Origin of the sequence: Sinomonas sp. P10A9, assembly GCF_041022165.1 — a bacterium.
Lineage (GTDB): Bacteria > Actinomycetota > Actinomycetes > Actinomycetales > Micrococcaceae > Sinomonas > Sinomonas puerhi.
On record NZ_CP163302.1, the window covers coordinates 997,069 to 1,018,545 of the forward strand.

19 protein-coding genes are annotated in these 21,477 nt (G+C 69.0%); 10 read left to right on the plus strand and 9 right to left on the minus strand.

Going from position 1 to position 21,477, the window contains the following annotated elements; all coding sequences use genetic code 11:
- Positions 1-26 precede the first annotated feature (26 nt).
- Complete coding sequence (locus AB5L97_RS04555) at positions 27-920, plus strand: hypothetical protein (protein ID WP_369046631.1); 894 nt, start codon at positions 27-29, stop codon at positions 918-920.
- Positions 921-937: 17 nt separating this feature from the next.
- On the opposite strand, the gene AB5L97_RS04560 is transcribed toward AB5L97_RS04555, so the two are convergent.
- Positions 938-1,591: a hypothetical protein gene (locus AB5L97_RS04560; RefSeq protein ID WP_307957780.1), complete on the minus strand. Its 654-nt coding sequence runs from the start codon at positions 1,589-1,591 to the stop codon at positions 938-940.
- A gap of 103 nt (positions 1,592-1,694) precedes the next feature.
- On the opposite strand from AB5L97_RS04560, the gene AB5L97_RS04565 reads away from it, so the two are divergent.
- The 4 genes from AB5L97_RS04565 (at position 1,695) to AB5L97_RS04580 (ending at position 3,992) form a co-directional block, all read left to right on the plus strand.
- Complete coding sequence (locus AB5L97_RS04565; protein ID WP_307957781.1) at positions 1,695-2,534, plus strand: inositol monophosphatase family protein; 840 nt, start codon at positions 1,695-1,697, stop codon at positions 2,532-2,534.
- A 247-nt stretch (positions 2,535-2,781) separates the two neighbouring features.
- A complete protein-coding gene (locus AB5L97_RS04570) occupies positions 2,782-2,985 on the plus strand; it encodes a hypothetical protein (protein ID WP_369046632.1) in 204 nt (67 codons plus the stop codon).
- Positions 2,986-3,164: 179 nt separating this feature from the next.
- Positions 3,165-3,674 (plus strand): DUF892 family protein, encoded by a 510-nt coding sequence (locus tag AB5L97_RS04575; protein ID WP_307957783.1) that lies wholly within the window; start codon positions 3,165-3,167, stop codon positions 3,672-3,674.
- Between the two features lie 66 nt (positions 3,675-3,740).
- The gene (locus AB5L97_RS04580; protein WP_369046633.1) at positions 3,741-3,992 is read left to right on the plus strand and encodes a hypothetical protein; all 252 of its coding nucleotides are present in this window, start codon (positions 3,741-3,743) and stop codon (positions 3,990-3,992) included.
- Between the two features lie 45 nt (positions 3,993-4,037).
- Here the strand turns inward: AB5L97_RS04580 and AB5L97_RS04585 are convergent, their stop codons facing one another.
- Positions 4,038-6,170, minus strand: coding sequence for an HNH endonuclease (locus tag AB5L97_RS04585; protein ID WP_369046634.1), 2,133 nt, complete (start codon positions 6,168-6,170; stop codon positions 4,038-4,040).
- Here AB5L97_RS04585 and pcrA point away from each other — a divergent pair.
- The 3 genes from pcrA (at position 6,141) to sucD (ending at position 11,019) form a co-directional block, all read left to right on the plus strand.
- Positions 6,141-8,684, plus strand: coding sequence for a DNA helicase PcrA (pcrA, locus tag AB5L97_RS04590; RefSeq protein WP_369046635.1), 2,544 nt, complete (start codon positions 6,141-6,143; stop codon positions 8,682-8,684). The genes AB5L97_RS04585 and pcrA overlap by 30 nt on opposite strands.
- Before the next feature lie 207 nt (positions 8,685-8,891).
- Positions 8,892-10,070 carry an ADP-forming succinate--CoA ligase subunit beta gene (gene sucC / locus AB5L97_RS04595; protein WP_369046636.1) on the plus strand — a complete coding sequence of 393 codons (1,179 nt, stop codon included), beginning with the start codon at positions 8,892-8,894 and terminating at the stop codon, positions 10,068-10,070.
- Between the two features lie 13 nt (positions 10,071-10,083).
- Positions 10,084-11,019 carry a succinate--CoA ligase subunit alpha gene (sucD, locus tag AB5L97_RS04600; protein ID WP_307957788.1) on the plus strand — a complete coding sequence of 312 codons (936 nt, stop codon included), beginning with the start codon at positions 10,084-10,086 and terminating at the stop codon, positions 11,017-11,019.
- Positions 11,020-11,144: 125 nt separating this feature from the next.
- Here the strand turns inward: sucD and AB5L97_RS04605 are convergent, their stop codons facing one another.
- On the minus strand, positions 11,145-12,269 hold the full coding sequence (locus AB5L97_RS04605) for a flavin-containing monooxygenase (RefSeq protein WP_369046637.1): 1,125 nt from the start codon (positions 12,267-12,269) through the stop codon (positions 11,145-11,147).
- A gap of 150 nt (positions 12,270-12,419) precedes the next feature.
- Positions 12,420-14,108, minus strand: a complete 1,689-nt coding sequence (locus AB5L97_RS04610; protein WP_369046638.1) for a helix-turn-helix transcriptional regulator — start codon at positions 14,106-14,108, stop codon at positions 12,420-12,422.
- Between the two features lie 78 nt (positions 14,109-14,186).
- Between AB5L97_RS04610 and AB5L97_RS04615 the strand changes: the two genes are divergently transcribed.
- The gene (locus tag AB5L97_RS04615) at positions 14,187-15,257 is read left to right on the plus strand and encodes a zinc-dependent alcohol dehydrogenase family protein (RefSeq protein ID WP_369046639.1); all 1,071 of its coding nucleotides are present in this window, start codon (positions 14,187-14,189) and stop codon (positions 15,255-15,257) included.
- Positions 15,254-15,688, plus strand: a complete 435-nt coding sequence (locus AB5L97_RS04620; RefSeq protein ID WP_369046640.1) for a nucleoside deaminase — start codon at positions 15,254-15,256, stop codon at positions 15,686-15,688. The genes AB5L97_RS04615 and AB5L97_RS04620 overlap by 4 nt, the downstream gene beginning before the upstream one ends.
- Before the next feature lie 61 nt (positions 15,689-15,749).
- On the opposite strand, the gene AB5L97_RS04625 is transcribed toward AB5L97_RS04620, so the two are convergent.
- The 5 genes from AB5L97_RS04625 to AB5L97_RS04645 form a co-directional block, all read right to left on the minus strand.
- A complete protein-coding gene (locus AB5L97_RS04625) occupies positions 15,750-16,568 on the minus strand; it encodes an IclR family transcriptional regulator (RefSeq protein WP_369046641.1) in 819 nt (272 codons plus the stop codon).
- 124 nt (positions 16,569-16,692) lie between these two features.
- A complete protein-coding gene (locus AB5L97_RS04630) occupies positions 16,693-18,060 on the minus strand; it encodes an MFS transporter (RefSeq protein WP_369046642.1) in 1,368 nt (455 codons plus the stop codon).
- Positions 18,061-18,188: 128 nt separating this feature from the next.
- Complete coding sequence (locus AB5L97_RS04635) at positions 18,189-18,974, minus strand: IclR family transcriptional regulator (protein WP_369046643.1); 786 nt, start codon at positions 18,972-18,974, stop codon at positions 18,189-18,191.
- Positions 18,975-19,147: 173 nt separating this feature from the next.
- A complete protein-coding gene (locus AB5L97_RS04640; RefSeq protein WP_369046644.1) occupies positions 19,148-20,407 on the minus strand; it encodes an aminopeptidase P family protein in 1,260 nt (419 codons plus the stop codon).
- Between the two features lie 221 nt (positions 20,408-20,628).
- Positions 20,629-21,402 (minus strand): creatininase, encoded by a 774-nt coding sequence (locus AB5L97_RS04645; RefSeq protein WP_369046645.1) that lies wholly within the window; start codon positions 21,400-21,402, stop codon positions 20,629-20,631.
- Positions 21,403-21,477: the final 75 nt, after the last annotated feature.

Sequence of the window (21,477 nt, forward strand, 5' to 3'; positions counted from 1 at the left end):
GACGGCTGGGTAGCTAGGCTGGGCGGGTGGCACACCCCGACGACGCCGAGCGCACCGAGAACGCTGCGGGCCCTGTCATGACCGACCGCATCCGGCACTACCTCGGGGCATGGTCGGCCGTGAGCGTGGTCCAGTTCTTCGTCGCCGAGGCCGCCGTGATCGCGGCCTGGCGTGGTCCCGCGCCGTACACCCGCCGCTTGAACCTCATCAGCGACCTGGGCCAGGTGCACTGTGGACTGCATGGGACCCGTGAGGTCTGCTCGCCACTGCACACACTCATGAACGTCTCGTTCGTGCTCCAAGGGGTCGGAATGGTGATCGCAGCACTGCTCATCACCTCGGCGGTGCTGCGCGTCGCGGCGTACGGGCCCGCAGTCCGCGCGGAGGCGAGGCTTTCCGAGGGCCTCGCACGGGCCGGCACGCGACGCACGACGCCGCTGCCCGGCTTCCGCGCGCGGGCGGCGGTGGCGCTCGGGGTGGCTCCCGGGGGCGGGCGCGTTTCCCGGCATCGAGCCATCGTCGTGCCCCGCGCAGCGACCCTCGCCGTCAGAATCCTGCTCGGCGTGGCAGGGGCAGGCGTGGCCGTGGTGGGGTTTGTTCCGCAGGACTCCCAGGAAGCCGTCCACCTCGCGGGGGCGGGGGCGTACTTCCTCGGGGGCTCGCTTGCGCTCGTGGTCCTCGGCGTCCTGTGGATCAGGCGTACGGCTGCCGCATGGCCCGTGCTGTTGTGCGGGGCCTCGGCATTCGCCGCCACGGTGATCGGCGGTGCGGTGGCCCTTCACGTGCCCGAGCCCGGAACGCTCGAGCGGTTCATGGGCTATCCGATCACCGCAGGCATCGCCGTGGCGGGCGCCGTCATCGCCTACAGGCTCGGCGTCCCCGCACGGCAGGCAAGGGCTCTGCGCCGCGCGAGCCGCTGACCCCAGCGGAAGGCGCGTCAGTCCGCGGAGGCGGGTACCGGCGTCGTGCGCTCCCGTCGGGCGAGGAGCGCGGCGGCCCCGGCGCCGACCAGGATGAGGAATAGAAGCACCCATCCGGCCACGACGAGGGCCGAGGCGAGCACCGCCGAGCCGGCGTCGGCCCCGGGGGACACGGCGGAGTCGACGGCGACGTTGCCCCACAGGCGTACGACGGTGAACACGGCGACGAGCGCGAACGCCCCCCAGCGGAGGGCCTTGGACTTGAGCCAGGTTCCGAAGACGAGCAGGAACGTGAAGCCCGCAAGGAGCGGGAAGATGGTCCCGGCCGTCTTGTGGACGTAGCTGAGCTGCCCGCGCGCGGCGTCGTCGAGGGCGGTCTGCAGCTGGTGCGCGTAGTCGGGCGAGAATCCGCCGATGAGCGAGTCCGGCATGGGGAGTCCGCCCGAGAGCTGGGTCATCTGCTGGAGCGTGAGCAGGTGGTAGTACCAGAACATGAAGAGGCTCGCCCCGAGCCCGGCGATGATGATGAGCCGCGCGTTGCCCTGAGCACGTTCGGGGCTACGGGTTGTTGTGGGGTTCGTCGGGTTGACGGGCTGGCCCGAACGGGTGGTGGGCGCAACGGCCGCGCGGTCGCCATGCTTGCGCGCCCGCTGGGCGGGGGTCTTCGACATGCCCCCATTATCCGTCCTCGCGTATAGGGGTCCGCGTTCCTCCTTGATGGCCTCCTCAGTGGTGACCTCGGTGGCGCCCTCGTCCCGCGGGTAGGCTGGACGCGTGGCTGAGACCAGTAATTCCCTGCGCGCCCTTCCCGACCTCGACCCCGCACTCTCTGACGCCGATCTGGCCGCGGCGCTCGTGCGCGCGGCCGGGAACCTCGCGCTAGCCATGCGCAGCGAGGGACTCGACGCCGAGCGCAAGACGTCCGTCTCCGACATTGTGACCGCCGCGGACAAGGCCGCCGAGGCGTACGTCCTCGCCCAGCTGAGCCGCTGTAGGCCCGATGACGGAGTGTTCGGCGAGGAGGGCACCGACGTGCCATCCGCGTCGGGCAGGACCTGGGTCATCGATCCCGTGGACGGCACGTACAACTTCTTCGCTGGTTCGACCTACTGGTGCTCGGCCCTCGCGCTGCGCGGCCCAGCCGCCAGCTCGGACGCCGATCCCGAGTCGCTCCTCGGCGCGATCTACCAGCCGCAGGAGGACAAGCTCTGGCTCGGCGGCCCGGGCACGCCTTCGATGCTCAATGGCAGCCCGCTCGAAGGCCCAGCCGACGCGCCTCTCGGCATGCTCGGCACCGCGACGTCGATCCAGCCGCGTTGGCTGGAACAGCCGTACTCGGCGATGCCGTGGCATGCGGCCGCGGTCCAGGCCGCGTCGATCCGTATCCTCGGCTCAGGCTCGTGCGATCTCGCCCGCGTGGCCGAGGGCGAGATCGGCGCATGGTTCCAGCACTCGTGCCCTCAGTGGGACTGGCTCCCCGGCAAGGCGATCGTCACCGCGGCCGGCGGAACCACTGCCACCGTCGAGGTCAACGGCCTCACCTGGTTCGCTGCAGGAGGCACGACGGCGGTCGGCGAGATCGTCGACGCCCTCGCCTCTGCGCGCTTGGTCTAGCCGATTCGTCTAAGACGGTTCGCTTGCGGGGCCCGGAAGCGACTCGCCGGGGCTGGGCGGGGTCGGCCGGGACCGGGCGGGGCTGGACGAGACCGGGACTGAACCGGCTGGCCGTGGGTCGGCCGGCGACGGGTCCACGGTGCCTTGACCTTCCGCGGGTGCGGTGTTGTGCTGGAGGGGCCCTGCGGGACTAGTCCCCAGAGGCAACCGTCCGTGAGCACCACGAGCACCGCCAAGGAGGGCAACGATGGCCAGCATCGAAGGTCAGGACCCGGCCCACGTCCGCGCCGAGGAGGAGGATCCCTCGGTCGACTATCCCGTGGAGCCCGACGAGACTGCCCCCGACGAGAAGGCGTGGGACGAGGAAGACGGACTGATCGACGCTGAGGAAGTGCTCATCGAGGCCGACCCCGTGGACGTCGCGGAGCAGCGCCGCAGCGTCGAGGACTAAAGCGACCACTCGAGCGACAGCCGGGACCCGACTCCCGAGCAAACGCGCCCGCGACGAGGCCGTTCATTGCCCCAATGTCCTCGCGGCGGGAAAATGTAGTCAGGACTGGGGGCGGACGTCTTCGGAGGATCCGCCAGACCTCGCGGCCGCCGCTGGCCCGCCGGTAGGGAGGTTCTGCCATGTTCGAGTACTTCTCCGAGGCGCATGAACTGTTCGTGTACCGCCTCGGAATTGCCCGCGGGACGAGCCGCCGCGCGATTGTGACACTTGGGACCCTTGAGCAGGAGTCCCAGCGACGTGAGGTGAGCGCGCTCATGCTCGACCTCAGCGAGGAGGCGCGCCTGCATGCAGCAGTCCTCGAGGACTGCTTCGCCGAGCTCAAGCGCAACGTGGGCGTCCCGCCGGGGCACACTGCGGAGGGGCTCGACAGGGAGGCGCACGCCGTGCTCCGCAAGACCGCCGACGGCATCAAGGACCTCGCCGTCCTACCGCTGGCCCTCGAGGTCCTCTATGAGGCCATCGCGATGTATGAGCCGCTCACTGTCTACGCACGCGAGTGGATCAGCGTGCACCTCGCCGAACAGCTCGAGAAGTGCCTCGTGGAGCAGCTTGCCTCACGCAACCGGATTCTGGAGCTCATGCGTGAGGTCTTCGCGAGCGCTGAGACGGTCGAAGCCAGACCTCAGTGAGACCAGACCCCAGTGAGAAGCGCTAGACCGTGGTGAGAAGGCCGAACCCAGTACGAAGGTAGGTGCATGATGAGCCATCACGAGCAGGATCAGCACGAGCCGGGCCGGCATGAGACGAAGTCGGAATCGTTCATGCGGACCATGGGCCGCCTGCGCGGGCTGTACGGCCCGGCCGACCACCGGACCGCCCAGGAGCCCGAACGGCACGGTCACAACCCCGAGGATGTCAAGGAGGAGCAGGAGCTCGCCGGAATCGACATCGAGACGGACAGTGAAGGCCATCACTACGGCGTCCGCAGGGCCGAATCCGCCGACTGACGGTGTCTGGATGAACGTCCTGCACCACCGCAGACGTGACCGTTGTCAGAACGGCGGCGGCTGTTCGGATTGATCCCGCGCGTCCTGCCCACGATCCTGCGCGTCCTGCCCACGATCCTGCGCGTCCTGCCCACGATCCTTCCGCGCATCCTGCTCCGGATCGTCTCGCGGGTCCTGCCCAAGATCGACGAGGCCACGGAGCGCCGTCGACGGTGTTTCGCGCTCCAGATCAGTGGCGCGCTGCGCACCCGGTGCTTCAGGTTCGGCAGACGTGAAGGATGAGGATCCCGCCGAGGGGTATTGCGCGCGCGGTGGAGAGTCGTCGATGTAGCCAAGGAGCCTGTCGCGATCCGACGGGGTGGTGGTCTGGGCGTAAGAGAGCATGGTTGTCCAGACGATCATTCCCGTCGGCTCGGCGTACTGGCCTTCGGGGGCTCTGGCTGCTGCTGTCTGGCGCGCCTGGACCAGGGCGAGCGACTTGAGGGCGTGGTGCTTTCGGCACAGGTGAGCCAGGTTGTCGGCGTCGGTTCCCCCTCCGTCCTGCCACTCGTGAGTGTGGTCCAGCTCCGAGGATTCGGCGGGCTGGTTGCAGCCTGGGAATGCGCACGTGCCGTCGCGGTAGCGCAGGAACCGGCGCATGGCTTCCGGAGGCCGGTACGCCGTCCGGCCGAGTCGAAGCGGCGTCCCGTCGGTGTCCGTGTACAGCCGATGCCAATTCGGCGCGGCGGCCGCGAGTTGGCGGGCCGCGTCCGCGTCGATGATTCCATAGCCGTCGAGATAGCCGTTGCCGGTGGCGGACCCGAGGAGCACCGCCGCGGGCAAGTGCACAACGATCGCCGCCTTCACGGAGCCAGCGAATTCCTCCGGAATCGCGAAATTCTCCATCTGGGCTGTGCCCCCTGCGCGCGAAGCAGCCACGGCGTTGGCCGTGCCGCCGACGATGTCGTCACCGCCGGCGGACGCGGCGATGACGTCCTGCGCGGCGATGACGTCCGGATGGGTCGGCTCCTTGAGGCCTGTATCCATGCGGGGGTGAGCCGCCGCGCGCGGGTCCTCCTGAGTGCGCGACCCCGCTGCAGTGGCGTCGGGTGCCTGGCGCACCCCGTTGAGGCCGAGGTGCGTCAGGGCATCGGCCCGCAGCTGAGACAGGGTGCGGTGCTCATCGGGTGTGCGGTGTTGGGCACGGGCGAGCGAATCGATGCGACGGTACAGGGCCATCCCGGTCTCGGCAGGCATGAGTGCGGTCAGCGTGACCATTCCGTCTTCCTCGGGACGTTGCCACACCCCGCGTTCCTGCGCCGCAGCTCTGCGGCGGGTCTGGATCGACTCTGGGTGCATCTTCTCACGGAGGTCCCGGGCGGCCCGCCGGAACTCTGCCGGCGTCCGGAGGCGTCCCGTGCGGGTTCGGCATGCCTTGAGCACGGCGATGCCGTACGCCTCCCTGACCTCCTCCGGAAGCGAGGCCGCCTGATCGACGATGGCACGCGCATGCGCTTCTGTGATGTCACCGGACTCGATGGCTTCCATCACCGCAACGTGGGTGGTACTGAGTTCGTGTGCCAGATTCATGAGGCGCGCGGCCGTGGCCTCGGATGTTTCCTGAAGCGTGGCGATCTCGGTTACCGCGAGAGCATGGGCCACCTCTCCGGAGAGGCGCTCAGGCTGCCCGTCCCGGGAATCCAAGGGCGCCTGTGCGATCCCCTCGCGCACCCGCTCGATGGCACCCGCCTGGATCGCCGAGACCCAGGCGATCACGCGTGGCGCCTCTGCAACGAGCGCTGCGGCCTCCTCGAGCGACAGGAGCGACGGTTCCTTGGCCCAGAGCCTTCCTCTGAGCGCGCCGCCAGACCGTGGCGCGAAGATGTTCAGGTCGGCGATGCACGGGTCGAGCGCGGACGAGAGGGCATCGGACGGCTGCGATGGTGCTTCCACGAGATCCACCCCCAAGACAACGTCCGGTACGAAGCAGTCGAGTACCGAGACTCGAACGGTTTCGTTCGAATAATATGGGCGATATTCGAACTGGTATTCCCATCCTAGTTCATGGTCGCGGGTGATGGAAGGTCCCGAGTCGGACAGCGCACGGCCCAGTGCGCGCGATGGGTGCGTCGGCAGAGTGCTGGCGGCCCGGCCTAAAATGAAAGGATCATGGATATGCTTTTCGATCCCTACGCCCACCTGCCCAAGTCCGGCCTGCCCGGCGGGGCGGAGGAACCGGATCGTGACGAGCTTCCACCCCCGCCCGAGGAGGAGTACGCCCCGGAAGACCTTCCCGCGAGTTGGCTCCCGGCATCGGATCCCGCCGACGACGCGCGGCGCGAGGCCGAGGCCCAGGCTGCGCACCTCCTCGAGGGCCTCAACCCGGAGCAGCTCGAAGCGGTGACCCACGGGGGCGCTCCCTTGCTCATCGTGGCGGGAGCCGGCTCCGGCAAGACGCGGGTTCTCTCGCACCGCATCGCCTACCTCATCGCAACCCACCGTGCCCACCACGGCGAAATCCTCGCGATCACGTTCACGAACAAAGCCGCGGCCGAGATGCGCGAGCGAATCGAGGCTCTCGTCGGGGAGCGCGCCAAGCGCATGTGGATCTCGACCTTCCACTCTTCGTGCGTGCGGATCCTGCGCCGCGAGGCCTCCTCCGTCGGGCTGAACTCGAACTTCTCGATCTATGACTCAGCGGACTCGCTGCGCCTCATCACGCTCGTCCACAAGGGCCTCGAACTGGACCCGAAGAAAGTGCCCCCCAAAGCCGTCCAGCACAAGATCTCCTCGCTCAAGAACGAGCTCATCGACGCCGACGACTTCGCTGCGCGCGCGAACCTGAAGGATCCATTCGAGGCCGGTGTATCCGAGGTCTACAAGGGCTACACGCAGCGACTGCGCCAGGCGAACGCCATGGACTTCGACGATCTCATCGCCGAGACCGTGTACATGTTCCGGGCCTTTCCTGCACTCGCCGAGACATACCGCCGCCGCTTCCGGCACGTGCTCGTGGACGAGTACCAGGACACGAACCACGCGCAGTACTCACTGGTCCGCGAGATTGTCGGAGAGGGCCCTGAATCGTCGGAGCTGACGGTTGTCGGCGACTCGGACCAGTCGATCTACGCGTTCCGCGGCGCGGACATCCGCAACATCGTGGAGTTCGAGAAGGACTACCCCAACGCGCGGACCATCAAGCTCGAGCAGAACTACCGCTCTACCCAGACGATCCTTTCCGCCGCCAACGCCGTCATCTCACGCAACCCGAACCGGCCCGAGAAGCGCCTCTGGACGGCGGAGGGCGACGGCGAGAAAATTATCGGCTACGCGGCCGAGAACGAGCACGAGGAAGCCCGATTCATTGCGGGCGAGATCGACCGCCTGACGGACTCGGGGGAGTTCCGCCCGGGCGACGTCGCGGTGTTCTACCGCACCAACGCCCAGTCCCGCAGCCTCGAGGAGATCCTCATGCGCGTGGGCCTGCCGTACAAGGTGGTTGGTGGGACGCGCTTCTACGAACGCAAGGAGATCAAGGACGCCCTCGCGTATCTCCGGGTTCTCGTGAACCCGGACGACGACGTCAATCTCCGCCGCGTCCTCAACGAGCCCAAGCGTGGAATCGGCGAGCGGGCCGAGGGCACGATTGCGGCGCTGGCCGAGCGGGACAGGACCTCATTCATGGCCGCCATGCGCCGCGCCGACGAGGCACCCGGTATTGCCACGCGCTCACTCAACTCCGTCAAGGGGTTCGTCAAGCTGCTCGACGACCTCGCGGGGGTGGCCGAGGGCTCGGGCGCCGCCGAATCTCTCGAAGCAGTACTCGAACAGACCGGGTACCTCGCGGGCCTGAGGAGCTCTACGGACCCCCAGGACGAGTCGCGCGTCGAAAACCTGGCCGAGCTGGTCGCCGTCGTGCGCGAATACGAGAGGGAGAATCCCGAGGGGACCCTCCAGACGTTCCTGGAGCAGGTCTCCCTTGTCGCGGATGCGGACCAGATTCCGGACGCGCCTGAGGGTGCGTCTCAGGCGGAGGTGGACGCGGCCGTGGCCGAGGCGAAGCAGCAGGGCGTCGTGACGCTCATGACGTTGCACACCGCCAAGGGCCTCGAGTTTCCCGTCGTGTTCCTCACCGGCATGGAGCACGGCGTGTTCCCGCACCGACGGTCGGCGACGGACCCGGAGGAACTAGCGGAAGAGCGGCGGCTCGCCTACGTCGGGCTCACGCGGGCCCGCAAGCGCCTCTACCTCACCCGCTCCGAAGTGCGCAGCCTCTGGGGGCAGAGCGAGTACTACCCCGCCAGCCAGTTCATCGGCGAGGTCCCGGCCGAGCTCATCGACTGGAAACGCGAGGGTACCAAGCGGCCACCCGCCGTCGGGACTGCCGGAGACGGCACAAACAGCCGCTACGACCGCGTCGGGTCGCGGTTCGGAGGATCCTCGTGGGGGGCCGGGACGAGCCGGAACACGAGCTTCTCCTCGATCTCTCCTGCGTCGTCCGCCCCCTCCGCGGCCGAGAAGAAGGGCCGCGTTCAGCCGCAGAAGGAGGTCATCTCCGTGGTGGTGGGGGACAAAGTCAACCACACGGCGTTCGGCAACGGGACCGTGATCGGGGTCGAGGGCGCCGGGGACAAGACGGTTGCAAAGGTGAGCTTCGACATCGGCGAGAAGCGGCTCCTCCTGCGGTACGCGCCCCTGACCAAGGTGAGCTGAATTCGCGACCCGGCCGTGCGCCGTCGTGCGCTGAATTCTACATGTTGTAGAGCTGTGCCGTTTGTCACGAAAGGGGCCTCGGCGCGCCTCGGGACGCGCCGAGGGATTAGAGTTCCCTTGGAGCATCAGGCCCGCCGAGGGGAGCTCCCCGCGGCACACTCGTGCGTGCTCCGAGTCAGAACTACTTCGACGTAGAGGACCTGAACCGTGGACCTGTTTGAATATCAGGCGCGCGATCTGTTTGAGGCGCACGGTGTTCCCGTGCTTGCCGGCATCGTTGCGCACACCCCCGAGGAAGCCAAGGCTGCGGCCGAGAAGATTGGCGGGGTCACCGTCGTCAAGGCTCAGGTGAAGGTCGGAGGCCGCGGCAAGGCTGGCGGCGTCAAGGTCGCGAAGACCGCAGATGAGGCCTTCCAGTACGCGAGCGACATCCTCGGCATGGACATCAAGGGCCACACCGTCAAGAAGGTCATGATCGCCGCCGGTGCGGACATTGCCGAGGAGTTCTACTTCTCGGTCCTGCTGGACCGCGCCAACCGCAACTACCTGGCCATGTGCTCGGATGAGGGCGGCATGGAGATCGAGCAGCTGGCCGTCGAGCGCCCGGACGCGCTCGCCAAGGTCGCCGTCGACCCGGCCATGGGCATCGACGCGGCCAAGGCCGCTGAGATCGTCGAGACGGCGGGCTTCGCCCCCGAGCTGCGCGAGAAGGTCGCGGCCGTCATCGTCAAGCTGTGGGACGTCTTCAAGGGCGAGGACGCCACGCTCGTCGAGGTCAACCCGCTCGTGCGCACCGGTGCCGGGGATATCATCGCCCTCGACGGCAAGGTCTCCCTCGACGAGAACGCCGGCTTCCGCCACGCGGAGCACGAGGAGCTCGCGGACAAGGATTCCGAGGACCCGCTCGAGGCCAAGGCCAAGGCGCTGGACCTGAACTACGTCAAGCTCGACGGCGAGGTCGGCATCATCGGCAACGGCGCCGGACTCGTGATGTCCACGCTCGACGTCGTGGCCTACGCGGGCGAGAAGCACGGCAACGTCAAGCCGGCCAACTTCCTGGACATCGGTGGCGGCGCCTCGGCCGAGGTCATGGCGAACGGCCTCTCGATCATCCTCGGCGACGAGCAGGTCAAGAGCGTGTTCGTGAACGTCTTCGGCGGCATCACCGCGTGCGACGCGGTCGCCAACGGCATCGTCGGCGCCCTGCACAAGCTCGGCGACGCGGCTGACAAGCCCCTCATCGTGCGTCTCGACGGCAACAACGTCGACGAGGGTCGCCGCATCCTGCACGAGGCCAACCACCCGCTGGTGACCCTCGCCGAGAACATGGACCAGGGCGCCGACAAGGCCGCCGAGCTCGCGAACTCCGCAAGCAGCGGGAAGTAAGGGACGAGAGAAAATGTCGATCTTCCTCAACAAGGACAACAAGGTCATCGTCCAGGGCATCACCGGCGGTGAGGGCTCCAAGCACACCGCCCGCATGCTCGCGGCCGGCACCAACATCGTCGGTGGCGTCAACGCGCGCAAGGCCGGCACCACGGTGAGCCACCAGGACCAGCACGGCAACACGCTCGAGCTGCCCGTGTTCGGCTCCGTCAAGGAGGCCATGGCCGAGACCGGCGCCGACACCTCGATCGTGTTCGTCCCGCCGGCCTTCACGAAGGACGCCGTGGTCGAGGCCATCGAGGCCGAGATCGGCCTCGTCGTGGTCATCACCGAGGGTGTCCCGGTTCAGGACTCGGCCGAGTTCTGGGCTCTCGCCCAGGCGACCAAGGACGCCGACGGCAACCAGACCACGCGCATCATCGGCCCGAACTGCCCCGGCATCATCACCCCGGGCGAGGCCCTCGTGGGCATCACTCCGGCGAACATCACCGGCAAGGGCGGCGTCGGCCTCGTGTCCAAGTCGGGCACGCTGACCTACCAGATGATGTACGAGCTCCGTGACCTCGGCTTCTCCACCGCCATCGGCATCGGCGGAGACCCGGTCATCGGCACCACCCACATCGACGCGCTCGCGGCGTTCGAGGCGGACCCGGACACGAAGGCGATCGTCATGATCGGCGAGATCGGCGGCGACGCCGAGGAGCGCGCGGCCGAGTTCATCAAGAACAACGTCACTAAGCCGGTTGTCGGCTACGTGGCCGGCTTCACCGCCCCGGAGGGCAAGACCATGGGCCACGCCGGCGCCATCGTCTCCGGCTCCTCCGGCACCGCCCAGGCGAAGAAGGAGGCCCTCGAGGCCGCAGGTGTCAAGGTCGGCAAGACGCCGTCCGAGACCGCCCACCTCCTCCGCTCGGTCTACCCCGTGCACACCCCGGATTCGAACCTCTGATCCACCCGGCGGTTTCGCTCAGGCGAAACCACTGACCCACGACGGCGGTCGGTCACCTTCCCCACGGATGGCGGCCGGCCGCCGTCGTCGTGTGCTCGGGCGAGAAGACCCTCAGGACATGACCGTCAGGTGGTGACCCCCAGACGCGAGCGGGCGGCGATCATGTCCGCGACGAGCTTCGCGTCCCGGCCCACTCCACCCACGAGGTGCGAGCTGAACGTCCGCTGGAACACGAGGCCCACGAAGAACAGACCCCGAACGCCGTCGGCCGCGCCGTCCGTCTCGGCGGGGAAGCCATCCGGGCCGATCGGTGCCGCGGGCACGAACGAGTAGTCGCCCCGGTACCCCGTGCACCACAGGACGTTGGCGACATCGAGGATTGTGCCGTCGTCGAGCTGCGGCTTGCCGTCGACGGCTCCGACGGTCCGGGCCTGAGTGCGCCGGACCCCCGCCGCGTCGAGGTCGGCGCGCTTCGTGCGCACAAGGGGCGCGCTGCCAGCACGTATCTTCGGGCGGGCCATGCGCCCGATCGGGTTCTTGAGTGTCAGGACATACCGCGCGACGAACGCGAAGAGGGGGCCACGGACGCGTTCGTTGAAGGGGATCTCACCCGGATGCCGGCCGGACAGCCAGGTCTCGTGGCCGGACTGTACAGACTCCAGCGCAAGATCTGCGCCCGAGGTGCCGGCTCCGACCACCAGCACCGGTCCCGGTAGGAGCTGACCCGGATTCCGGTACTTGCTCGAGTGGATCTGGCGGATGCCCGGGTCGAGCTGCGATGCGACGTCCGGGACCTTGGGCGTCGAGTCGGAACCGATAGCGATGACGACGTTCTCGGCGGTGTAGTCGCCGGCGTCTGTAGCGACGTGGAATCCGCCGCTGCCCAGCGGACTCACGGAGATGACGCGGACGCCGGTGCGGATCCGGTCAGCGATGGGCGCGGCGTAAGACTCGAGGAAGTCGCCGAGCTCCCGGGCAGTCGGGAACGCGAAACGGGGTCCCGGGAACGGGGCGCCAGGGAGTCCGTTGGCGAGTGCCGGGGTGAAGAGGCGCAGCGAGTCGTAACGTTCGCGCCACTGCTCGCCGATCCGCTCGGACGCCTCGATGACGAGGAACTCGCGGCCGGTCTCGGCGAGCGAATGCGCCGTCGCCAGTCCGGCCTGGCCGCCGCCGACGATGATCGTCTCGATGCGCCGCTGGCCGCCGTCGTCCTGGAGTGGGATGGGTGTCTGGGGCTGGGTGTTGGTCATGCCTCGACGGTACGGCGGGGGTGGGAGCCGGCGCTTCGGGTGGATTGCCCATTAGGGCCCTCGCGGAGTGGGCAGTTCTGTGCAGGTTCCCGGGCGGCGGACGGTCGGCACCCGAGGTGGGGACGGAGGCGACTCCGAGGCGGGGAAGGGTCAGACGAGGCCGTGGTCGTAGGCGTAGGCGGTGGCTGCCGCGCGGGAGGCGATGCCGAGCTTCGCGTAGATGTTCGCCAGATGCCGCGCCACGGTCTTCTCGCTCAGGACGAGCTCTTTCGCGATCGCCCTGTTGGTGAGGCCCGCGGTCACGAGCCGCACGACCTCCACTTCCCGCTCGGTGAGCGGAGTCGCGGACGACGTCGCGTGCTCCGCTCGCGCTGTGCCCTTCGGCAGGGCCTCGAGGTCCGGCGCGGCACCGAGCCGCTCGAAGGTGGCCCGGGCCGCCTCAACCTCGAGGGCGGCGGCCTCGTCGTCCCCGAGCGCCGCGTAGCAGCGGCCGAGCGTCGCACGGGCGCGCGCCTCGAGATACGGCATGCCGAGGTCGTGCCACGCGAGCGACGCGTCGCGGAGGCTCCTCACCGCGACCGCCGCCTCGCCCGCCGCGCAGCAGGCCGTGCCCTCGGCGGTGAGCGCGCGAGCCCGCGGCATGCCGGAGAGAGCGGCCCCGCTCTGCCGGGCCTGGTCTGCGAGCTCGGCCAGCTCCGCGGCGCCCGCATGCGCGGCCTCGGAGTCGCCCGCGGCGGCCATGACTTCGACGTAGGCCGGCAGGAACTCCTCGCGCTCGGCGCGCCGGGTGAGCTCGGAATAGAGCCGCCGGGCCGAGACAGCCGCCGCGTCCGTGCGCCCCTCCGCGAGGCGCAGCAGCATGAGGCCCGGCTCGGGGCGGCGTCCGGCAGCGTTGGCAAGACGGTAGGCGCCCTCGGCCTCAGTGAAGCGACCGGAAAGCCGGTGGAGCTCGCCCAGCTGGTAGCTGGCCAGACCGGCATCCGCGGGGCGGACCCGCTGAGACGCACTGATGGCCTCCTCGAGCGCGCCCTGCCAGTCGCCGTCGAGCATCTTGACCACCGAGCGGTGCACGAGGCACTGGCCGCGGAACGGCACGAGATCCTGGTGGCGCTCGCACCAGTCGGTGGCGGCGGACGTCCAGTCCCGGGCGCGGGCGACGTCGTCCGCTAGCAGGGACGCCGAGATCACCGAGCAGTACGCGACACCGTTCACGATGGGCGTCTGCACCTCGCCGGATGTCACGGTGGCCATCGCCTCGTCGAGCTCGGCGAGCCCTTCCGAGGTACTACCGAGCCGGAGGAGTGCCCAGCCGGCGCCGAGCCGCGAGAAGACCTCGGCGTCGGTGTCCCGCACGCGGCGCGCGATCGCGGTGGCCTCCCGGGAGAGCCCGAGGGCGCGGCGTGTCTCGGCCGGGTCGGGAGAGGCGAGGGAGCGGTGGCCGAGACCGGACAGGAGCAGGGCGCGCTCCGCGCTCAGTCCGTGCTCGTCGACGATCCCCGCGAGGCGCAGGCCCCAGGCCTCGGCCCGGGCGAGGTCACCGCGCGTGTCGTGCGCGAAGGAGAGCCAGAAGGCGGCGCGGGCGGCAGCGGCGCCGTCGTGCGCGTCCAGGAACTCCCGGAAGGCGCGTCCGAGGAGGTCGATGCTGCGCTCCTCGCGGCCGAGCAGGTACGCGCTGAAAGCCGTGAGCATGAGGTCCCGGCCGGGCAGCGGCGCGGACGAGTCCGCGCGCTCGAAGGCCTCGAGTGCGCTTGTCCAGGAGCCCGACTCATAGAGCCGGCGCCCTTCGTCAAGGGGCGGCGCGGGATGGGGGAGTCGGGCTGCGGAGCGGGGGACCGCCACGCTTCGAGGATAGACCAGAGTAGGTTTGTTCTGAACCATCGGGCCCCCGAACCGCCCTTTCCCTGACGAGGAGCACCCATGCGCGCCACCATGATCTACGGAACCCGTGATATCCGCGTCGAGGACCGCCCCGACCCCGACGTGCTGCTTCCCGGAGACGCCGTGGTGCGCGTGACCGCCGCGTGTGTGTGCGGTTCTGACCTCTGGCCCTACCGGGGCGTCCGGGAGATCACCGAGGCCAAGCCGATCGGACACGAGTTCGTGGGCGTCGTCGAGGCAGTGGGTGCGGACGTCACGGCGGTCAAGGTCCGGGACTTCGTCGTGGCGCCGTGGGCTATCTCGTGCGGGGAGTGCCCGCCGTGCCGCAACGGGGTGCAGGTCGCCTGCGAGCACCGTGCGGCCTGGGGTGCGACCGACGAGCATGGACTCCCGGTCGACGGCGGCCAGAGCGAGCGCGTGCGGGTCCCCATGGCCAACGGCACGCTCGTGCCGGTCCCCGGAGTCACCGAGCCTGACGCGGCCCTCACGAAGAGCCTCCTGACCCTCTCCGACGTTATGGGCACGGGCCATCACGCGGCGCTCGCCGCGGGCGTGGGTCCGGGCCGGAGCGTCGTAGTGGTGGGCGACGGCGCCGTGGGCCTCTGCGGGGTCCTCGCGGCGAAGCGTTTGGGGGCCGAGCGGATCATCGCGATGTCCCGGCACGAGGACCGGGCCGCAATTGCACGGCAGTTCGGGGCGACGGACGTTGTCGCGGTGCGCGGCAAGGAGGCCGCCGAGACGGTTCGCGGGCTGCTCGGCGGCGTCCTCGCCGATTCGGTCCTCGAATGCGTCGGGACCCACGAGTCGATGGATCAGGCGCTGCGCTGCACGCGGCCCGGCGGAAGCCTCGGATTCGTCGGGGTGCCCGCGGGAGGTTCCGACCTTCCGATCGGAACCCTGTTCTCGAAGAACATCTCCGTGGGCGGTGGCGCGGCCTCGACGCGCCACTACCTTCCCGAGCTGCTTGCCGATGTCCTCTCGGGCGCCATCAATCCCGGGCTCGTCTTCGACTCGGTCATGCCGCTCGAGGATGCGGCCGAAGCCTACAAGGCCATGGACGAGCGCCGCGCGACCAAGGTCATGCTCGTCCCCGCTGCGGCGGCGCGATGAGTGACGCCGGGTTCGAGGCGGCGCTCGCGGCAGCCCGAGATGGTCTAGCGGAGGGCGGCATCCCGATCGGCGCAGCGATCCTGCGCGGAGGCGAGGTGATCGCCGTGGGGCACAATGAGCGCGTCCAGAGCGGGGATCCGATCGCCCACGGGGAGATGGCCGCGCTCCGCGCGGCGGGGCGTCAACGCACGTACCGTGACACGGTCCTCTACACGACGCTCGCCCCGTGCGCGATGTGCTCGGGAACGATCATCCAGTTCAAGATTCCGCGCGTTGTGGTGGGGGAGGCCCGCACGTTTCCCGGCGAGATCGAGCTGTTGCGCTCGCGGGGCGTGGAGGTCGAGGTGCTTGACGATTCGCGCTGCGTCGAGATGATGCGCGACTTCCAGCGTGAACGGCCTGCGCTGTGGGCGGAGGACATCGGAGAGTGACCCTCGGGTTGCAGGGAGGTGACTCCGCATCGTGGGGAGGTGACTCCGCATCGTGGGGAGGTCAGGAAGCGCCCTTCGCGGGGTTCCCGCCGAGCCGGCGCGTGATGTCCGCAGCCGCCCGCGCGCACGCTTCCCCGAGCGCCGCGAGATGCTCGGGCGAGACCCGGAACCGTGGCGCGGACACGAGCACTGCGGCGACCACTTCGCCGCGGTGGTCGTGCACGGGGGAGGAGACTCCGACCTCCTCGATCGATGTCTCGCCGTAGTTCACGGCATAGCCTCGCGCCGTCGCGTCGGCGAGGCGGTCCGCAAAGGCGGTCAGGCCGGCGTCGTCCGCATCCCGATACGCGACGATGCCGCCCGTGAGGAGCGCGTGGACCCGTTCGGGCGGCAGCGCCGCGAGGAAGACCTGGACCGAGGCGGAGAGCGCGGTCGCGTAGCGGGTGCCGAGCGTCGTGGTGTGCTTGACCTGATGCCTGCTCGGGACCTGCTCGACCGAGACGGCCTCCTGTCCGTTCCACAGCAGGAGGGCGCTCGTCTCCCCGGTCGTCTCGGTGAGGTCCCGCAGCACGGGGTAGGCCGCCCGCCGCACGTCCAGATCGGCCAGGAGCGGGCCCGCGACGCCGATGATCCCGAGGCCGAGCCGGTACCGGCGCGACGTGATGTCCCGCTCGACGAGGTCCTCCGACTCGAGGGTCGAGAGGATGCGGGACGCCGAGCTCTTGTGCAGGCCCAGGCGGGCCGCGATCTCCGTGACACCGAGGAGCGGCTCGTCGACGCTGAAGCAGCGCAGCACCGCGATCGCATTCGAGATGGGGGAGGTGCCGCGCGCCTCGGCGTCGCCGGTGGCTGCGCGCGGGGCCGGGTCGTTCTCAGTCATGGATCTCACCTTAGGCGGTGCGGCGGTGTGGGGTGCGGCGGACGACGGCGGCGCCGCACCCCCGCTGACAGTGTCAGCCGGGATGCGGCGCACCTGTACCGTTGCAGACCACGCGGCGCAGCGGTCAGTGCGTGAGCGGCCTGCGCGAGGTCTCCTTGGCGCACAACACCGCGACGAGGGAGATGGCCGCGGCGGCCACGAGGTACCAAGCGGGGGCGAGGTTCGTGTGCAGGAGCCCGATGAGGAGGGTGGCCATGAACGGCGCCGTCCCGCCGAACACCGCGTTGGCGAGGTTGAAGCTGACCGCGAAGCCCGAGTAGCGGATGCGGGTCGGGAAGAGTTCCGCAAGGAAGCTCGGCAGGGTGCCGTCATTGAGCGTGAGCATCGCGCCCAGCCCGATCTCGACGAGCAGGATGACGGCGAAGTTGCCCGTGTTCAGCAGCGCGAAGGCCGGGACCGTGAGCACGATGAACAGCACGGACGCGGTGAGCAGCACGGCCTTGCGTCCGTACCGGTCCGAGGCGAGGCCCGTCAGGAAGATGAACCCGATGTACGTCAGGAGTGCCACCGTCGTGGCGAAGAAGGACTCGGTCTCGCCGAAACCGAGCTCGGTCGAGAGGTACGTGGGCATGTAGGAGAGGATCACGTAGAAGCCCACCGCGTTCAGGAGCACAGCGCCGACGGCGAGCACGAGCGAGCGCCAGTGGTGGGCGAACATGTCCTTGACGGGGGCGTGGATCACCTCGTCCTCCTTCGCGAGATCACGGAAGACGGGCGTGTCCTCGAGCTTGGTGCGGATGTACCGGCCGATGAGGCCCATGGGGGCCGCGAGGAGGAACGGCAGGCGCCAGCCCCACGAGGCCATCTCGTCCGCGCTGAGGGTGAGGGAGAGGACAGCGGCCAGGAGCGAGCCGAGGAGGAGCCCGGCTGCCGTCGACGCGGGGACGACGGCCGCGTAGAGGCCGCGGCGGTTCGCCGGGGCATACTCGACCAGGAACGCCGAGGCGCCCGCATACTCGCCGGCGGCGGAGAAGCCCTGGATCACGCGGATCACGAGCAGGATGATCGGGGCGCCCATGCCGATGAGGCTGTACGAGGGGATGAGGGCAATGCAGAACGTCGCGCCGCTCATGATGAGGATGGAGAGGGAGAGGGCCGTGCGGCGGCCGAGCCGGTCACCGATGTGGCCCCACACGAAGCCGCCCAGCGGGCGGACGAAGAATGAGATCGCGAACACGGCAAACGTGGCCAGGAGCGCCGTCTGATGGTCCGACTCGGGGAAGAAGGCCGTCGCGATCGTCGAGGCGAGATAGCCATACACCGCGTAGTCGAACCACTCGACGAAGTTGCCGATGAAGCTGCCCCAGATGACCCGGCGGCGTGCCTGCTTGCCGATGCCCTGGCCATCGTTGGGACGGGGGTGACCGCTCAGGGAGGCGTCGCCGTCGACGCCCTCTCCTGTGGCCAGCTGGGGGAGGTGCTCGGTGCTCATGGGATAGAAACCACCTGAACTCAAGGGTTGCAATTAGTGCAACTCGGTTGCACCAGAATACGTGTGGTTCGCGTCACGAACAAGGGCTACCCGGGAGTTGCCCTTCCAGATCGTCCCTGAGCCCCTGCTCAGCCCGCCACGCGCTGTGCGGGGGCACCGCCGAGCCTGCGCGTGATGTCGGCAGCCGAATCGGCGCAGGCCTCGCCGAGGGCAGCGAGTTGCTCAGGGGACACGCGGAACCGCGGGGCCGAGACGAGGACTGCGGCGGTCACGTCGCCGCGGTGGTCGAAGACGGGCGAGGAGACGCCGACCTCCTCGATCGAGGTCTCCCCGTAGTTGACGGCATAGCCCCTCGCGGTCGCCTCGGCGAGGCGGTCCGCGAAGGCGGCCAGGCCGGCGTCGTCCGTCTGGGTGTACGCGATCGTGCCGTCTGTCAGCAGGGTCTTCCGATGGGCGGCCGGCAGCGCCGCGAGGAAGACCTGGACGGAGGCCGAGAGCGCCGTCCGGTAGCGGGTGCCGAGGGAGGTGGTGTGCTTGACCAGATGTGGACTCGGCACCTGCTCCACGGACACCGCATGGTGGCCGTTCCACAGCAGCAGCGCGCTCGTCTCCCCGGTCCGCTCGGCGAGGTCGCGCAGGACGGGCCGCGCGACGCGCCGCTCCTCGAGGTCGGCCAGAAGCGGCCCTGCGATGCCGATGACCCCGAGCCCGAGCCGGTACCGGCGCGTCACCGGGTCCCGTTCGACCACGTCCTCGGCCTCGAGTGTTGCAAGGATCCGCGAGACGGAACTCTTGTGCAGGCCAACGCGGGCCGCGATCTCCGTGACGCCCAGCATCGGCTCATCGACGCTGAAGCAGCGCAGCACCGCGATCGCATTCGAGATCGGGGATGCGCCGCGAAGGTCCTCGGGCATCGTCGCGTTCCTTTCCGTGGTCTGGGGGCAGACGACGGCGGCGCCGCACCCCGCGTGGGCGAGGTGCGGCGCCGCCGTGCTTGCGCTCGCAGTCAGGGTCTGCAGTCCATCCGCGTGCGCGCTTCCGGGGCCGTCCGCGTGACGGAGCGGCCCCGGGGTCTGGACGCCGGGGATCAGGCCTCGACGATGTTGTGCTCCGGGCCGAACCCGAACTTGGTGATGTTCTCGACCGAGTCCTCGCCGATCACGAGGATGTCGTGCTCGCGGTAGCCACCGGCGCCCGGGAGGCCGTCCGCGACCGTGATCATCGGCTCCATCGAGACGACCATGCCCGGCTCGAGCACCGTGTCGATGTCCTCGCGGAGCTCAAGGCCCGCCTCGCGGCCGTAGTAGTGGGAGAGGACGCCGAACGAGTGGCCGTAGCCGAACGTGCGGTTGGCCAGGAGGCCGTAGCCGATGTAGATCTCGTTGAGCTCCGCGGCGATGTCCTTGCAGACCGCGCCCGGCTTGATGAGCTCGAGGCCGCGGCGGTGCACCTCGACGTTGATGTTCCACAGGCGCAGGCTCTCCTCGTCCGGCTGGCCGAGGAAGAGGGTGCGCTCGAGGGCCGTGTAGTAGCCGGAGGTCATCGGGAAGCAGTTCAGGGAGAGGATGTCGCCCTTCTCCAGCTTGCGGGTCGTGGCCCAGTTGTGGGCGCCGTCCGTGTTGATGCCGGACTGGAACCAGACCCAGGTGTCGCGGACTTCGCGGTGCGGGAAGGTCTTGGCGATCTCGTGGACCATGGCCTCGGTGCCGATGAGGGCGACCTCGTACTCGGTGATGCCCTCGCGGATCGCATTGCGGATGGCCTCGCCGCCGAGGTCGCCGATGCGGGCGCCGTGCTTGATGACCTCGATCTCTTCGGCCGACTTGAACATGCGCTGGCGCATGGCGTCCTGGGAGACGTCGAGGAGCTCGGCGCCCGGGAAGGCGGCGGCGATCTTCTCGCGGACCAGGGTCGGGAGGGCGTCGTCCTCGACGCCGAGGCGGGTGGCCTTGACGCCGCGCTGGCGCAGCGCCTCCTGCAGGCCGAAGAAGAAGTTGTCGCGGCGCCAGTCCGTGTAGACGATGTTCTCGCCGTACGAGGTGCGCCACGGCATGCCGGCGTCGATGTTCGCGGTGATGGTGACCGAGTCGTCGGCGGTGACGACCAGGGCGTAGTTGCGGCCGAACGTCGTGTAGAGGAAGTCCGAGTAGTACTTGATGCCGTGGTAGGAGGTCAGGATGACCGCGTCCAGGCCCTTGGCGGACATGATCTGGCGGAGGCCGGAGAGGCGACGCTCAAACTCCGCATCGGAGAACGTGAGCTGGCCCTTGGTGCCGTTGTGGAGCACCTTGAGGCGCTCGAGCTCGGCGACGTCGGTAACGGACGTGGGGTTCAGGTCGACGGACATGGTGGGACTCCTTGTCTGGGGGTTCTGCGTGGGTTGGTGTCCTGGGCCTGGTCCGTGCTGCTCTGCGCGGACTGCTGTGTGGGGCTGTCCGCGGACTGCACTGTCAGGCTGTGACCGGTGAAATCTTGGTTGCGATAAACGCAACCTTGTTGCATCAAACTATCCGTGAATGGAATCACTGTCAAGCAATTGCCCAACTGCGTTGCATTCATTGCAACTGCTCAGTTTCGGGGTGCGCGGATCTCCGCACCGATCTCGTCGGCGAGGGCCTTCGAGGTGCGTTCGAGGAGCAGCTCTCCCGCCGCTTCCGAGGCTGCCGCCGCCGATGAGAGGCAGCCCGAGGCCGGTGTCAGTTCGCGACGCACGGGCAGCACGTCGTAGCGCGGCAGCAGCGCCGGCGGGAGGTCCATGACCTTGTCGAGGCGCACGAGCTCCGGGTGCAGGTGGAGCATGAGCGAGGTCTCGAGAACTCCGCCGTGCTCCACGTCCCAGCCGGGGAAGGCGCCCTGGTAGATCTCGTCGATCGTTTCCTGATCCACGAAGTCCCAGTAGGAGACGAGGACGGCCGAGACGTCCTGGCCCCGCGCGGCGAGCTCACTCGTGGCCTGCTCGGCGCCCTCGTAGAGGAACTGGTAGTTCTCGTAGTGGCCGTTGAGGAAGATGATCCGGCTGGCCCCGTGGCGCGCGAACTCGAGCACGAGCGTGCGGGCGATCGAGATGAGCGTCGTCGCGTCCAGACTCGTGGTGCCGCCGAGGTGATTGCCGCCGCCCGAGCGCTGCTGCGACTTGTACCCATACACGATCGGGGCCGCGACGAGTCCGTTGAGCGAGCGTGCGAGCTGCTCGCTCATCGCCTTCGAGAGCAGGACGTCCGTGTTGAGCGGGAGGTGCGGGCCGTGCTGCTCTACCGAGCCGACGGGGATGATGATCGGGGCCCCGCCGGCGACGGCCTCGCGGTAGGTGAAGGCGTCGATCTCTTCCATGAAGACAGACATGGGGATTCTCCTAGGTGTCGGAACACAGGGGTCAGAACGCAGAGGGCCGGCCCGAAGGGTGGGCCGGCCCTCAGC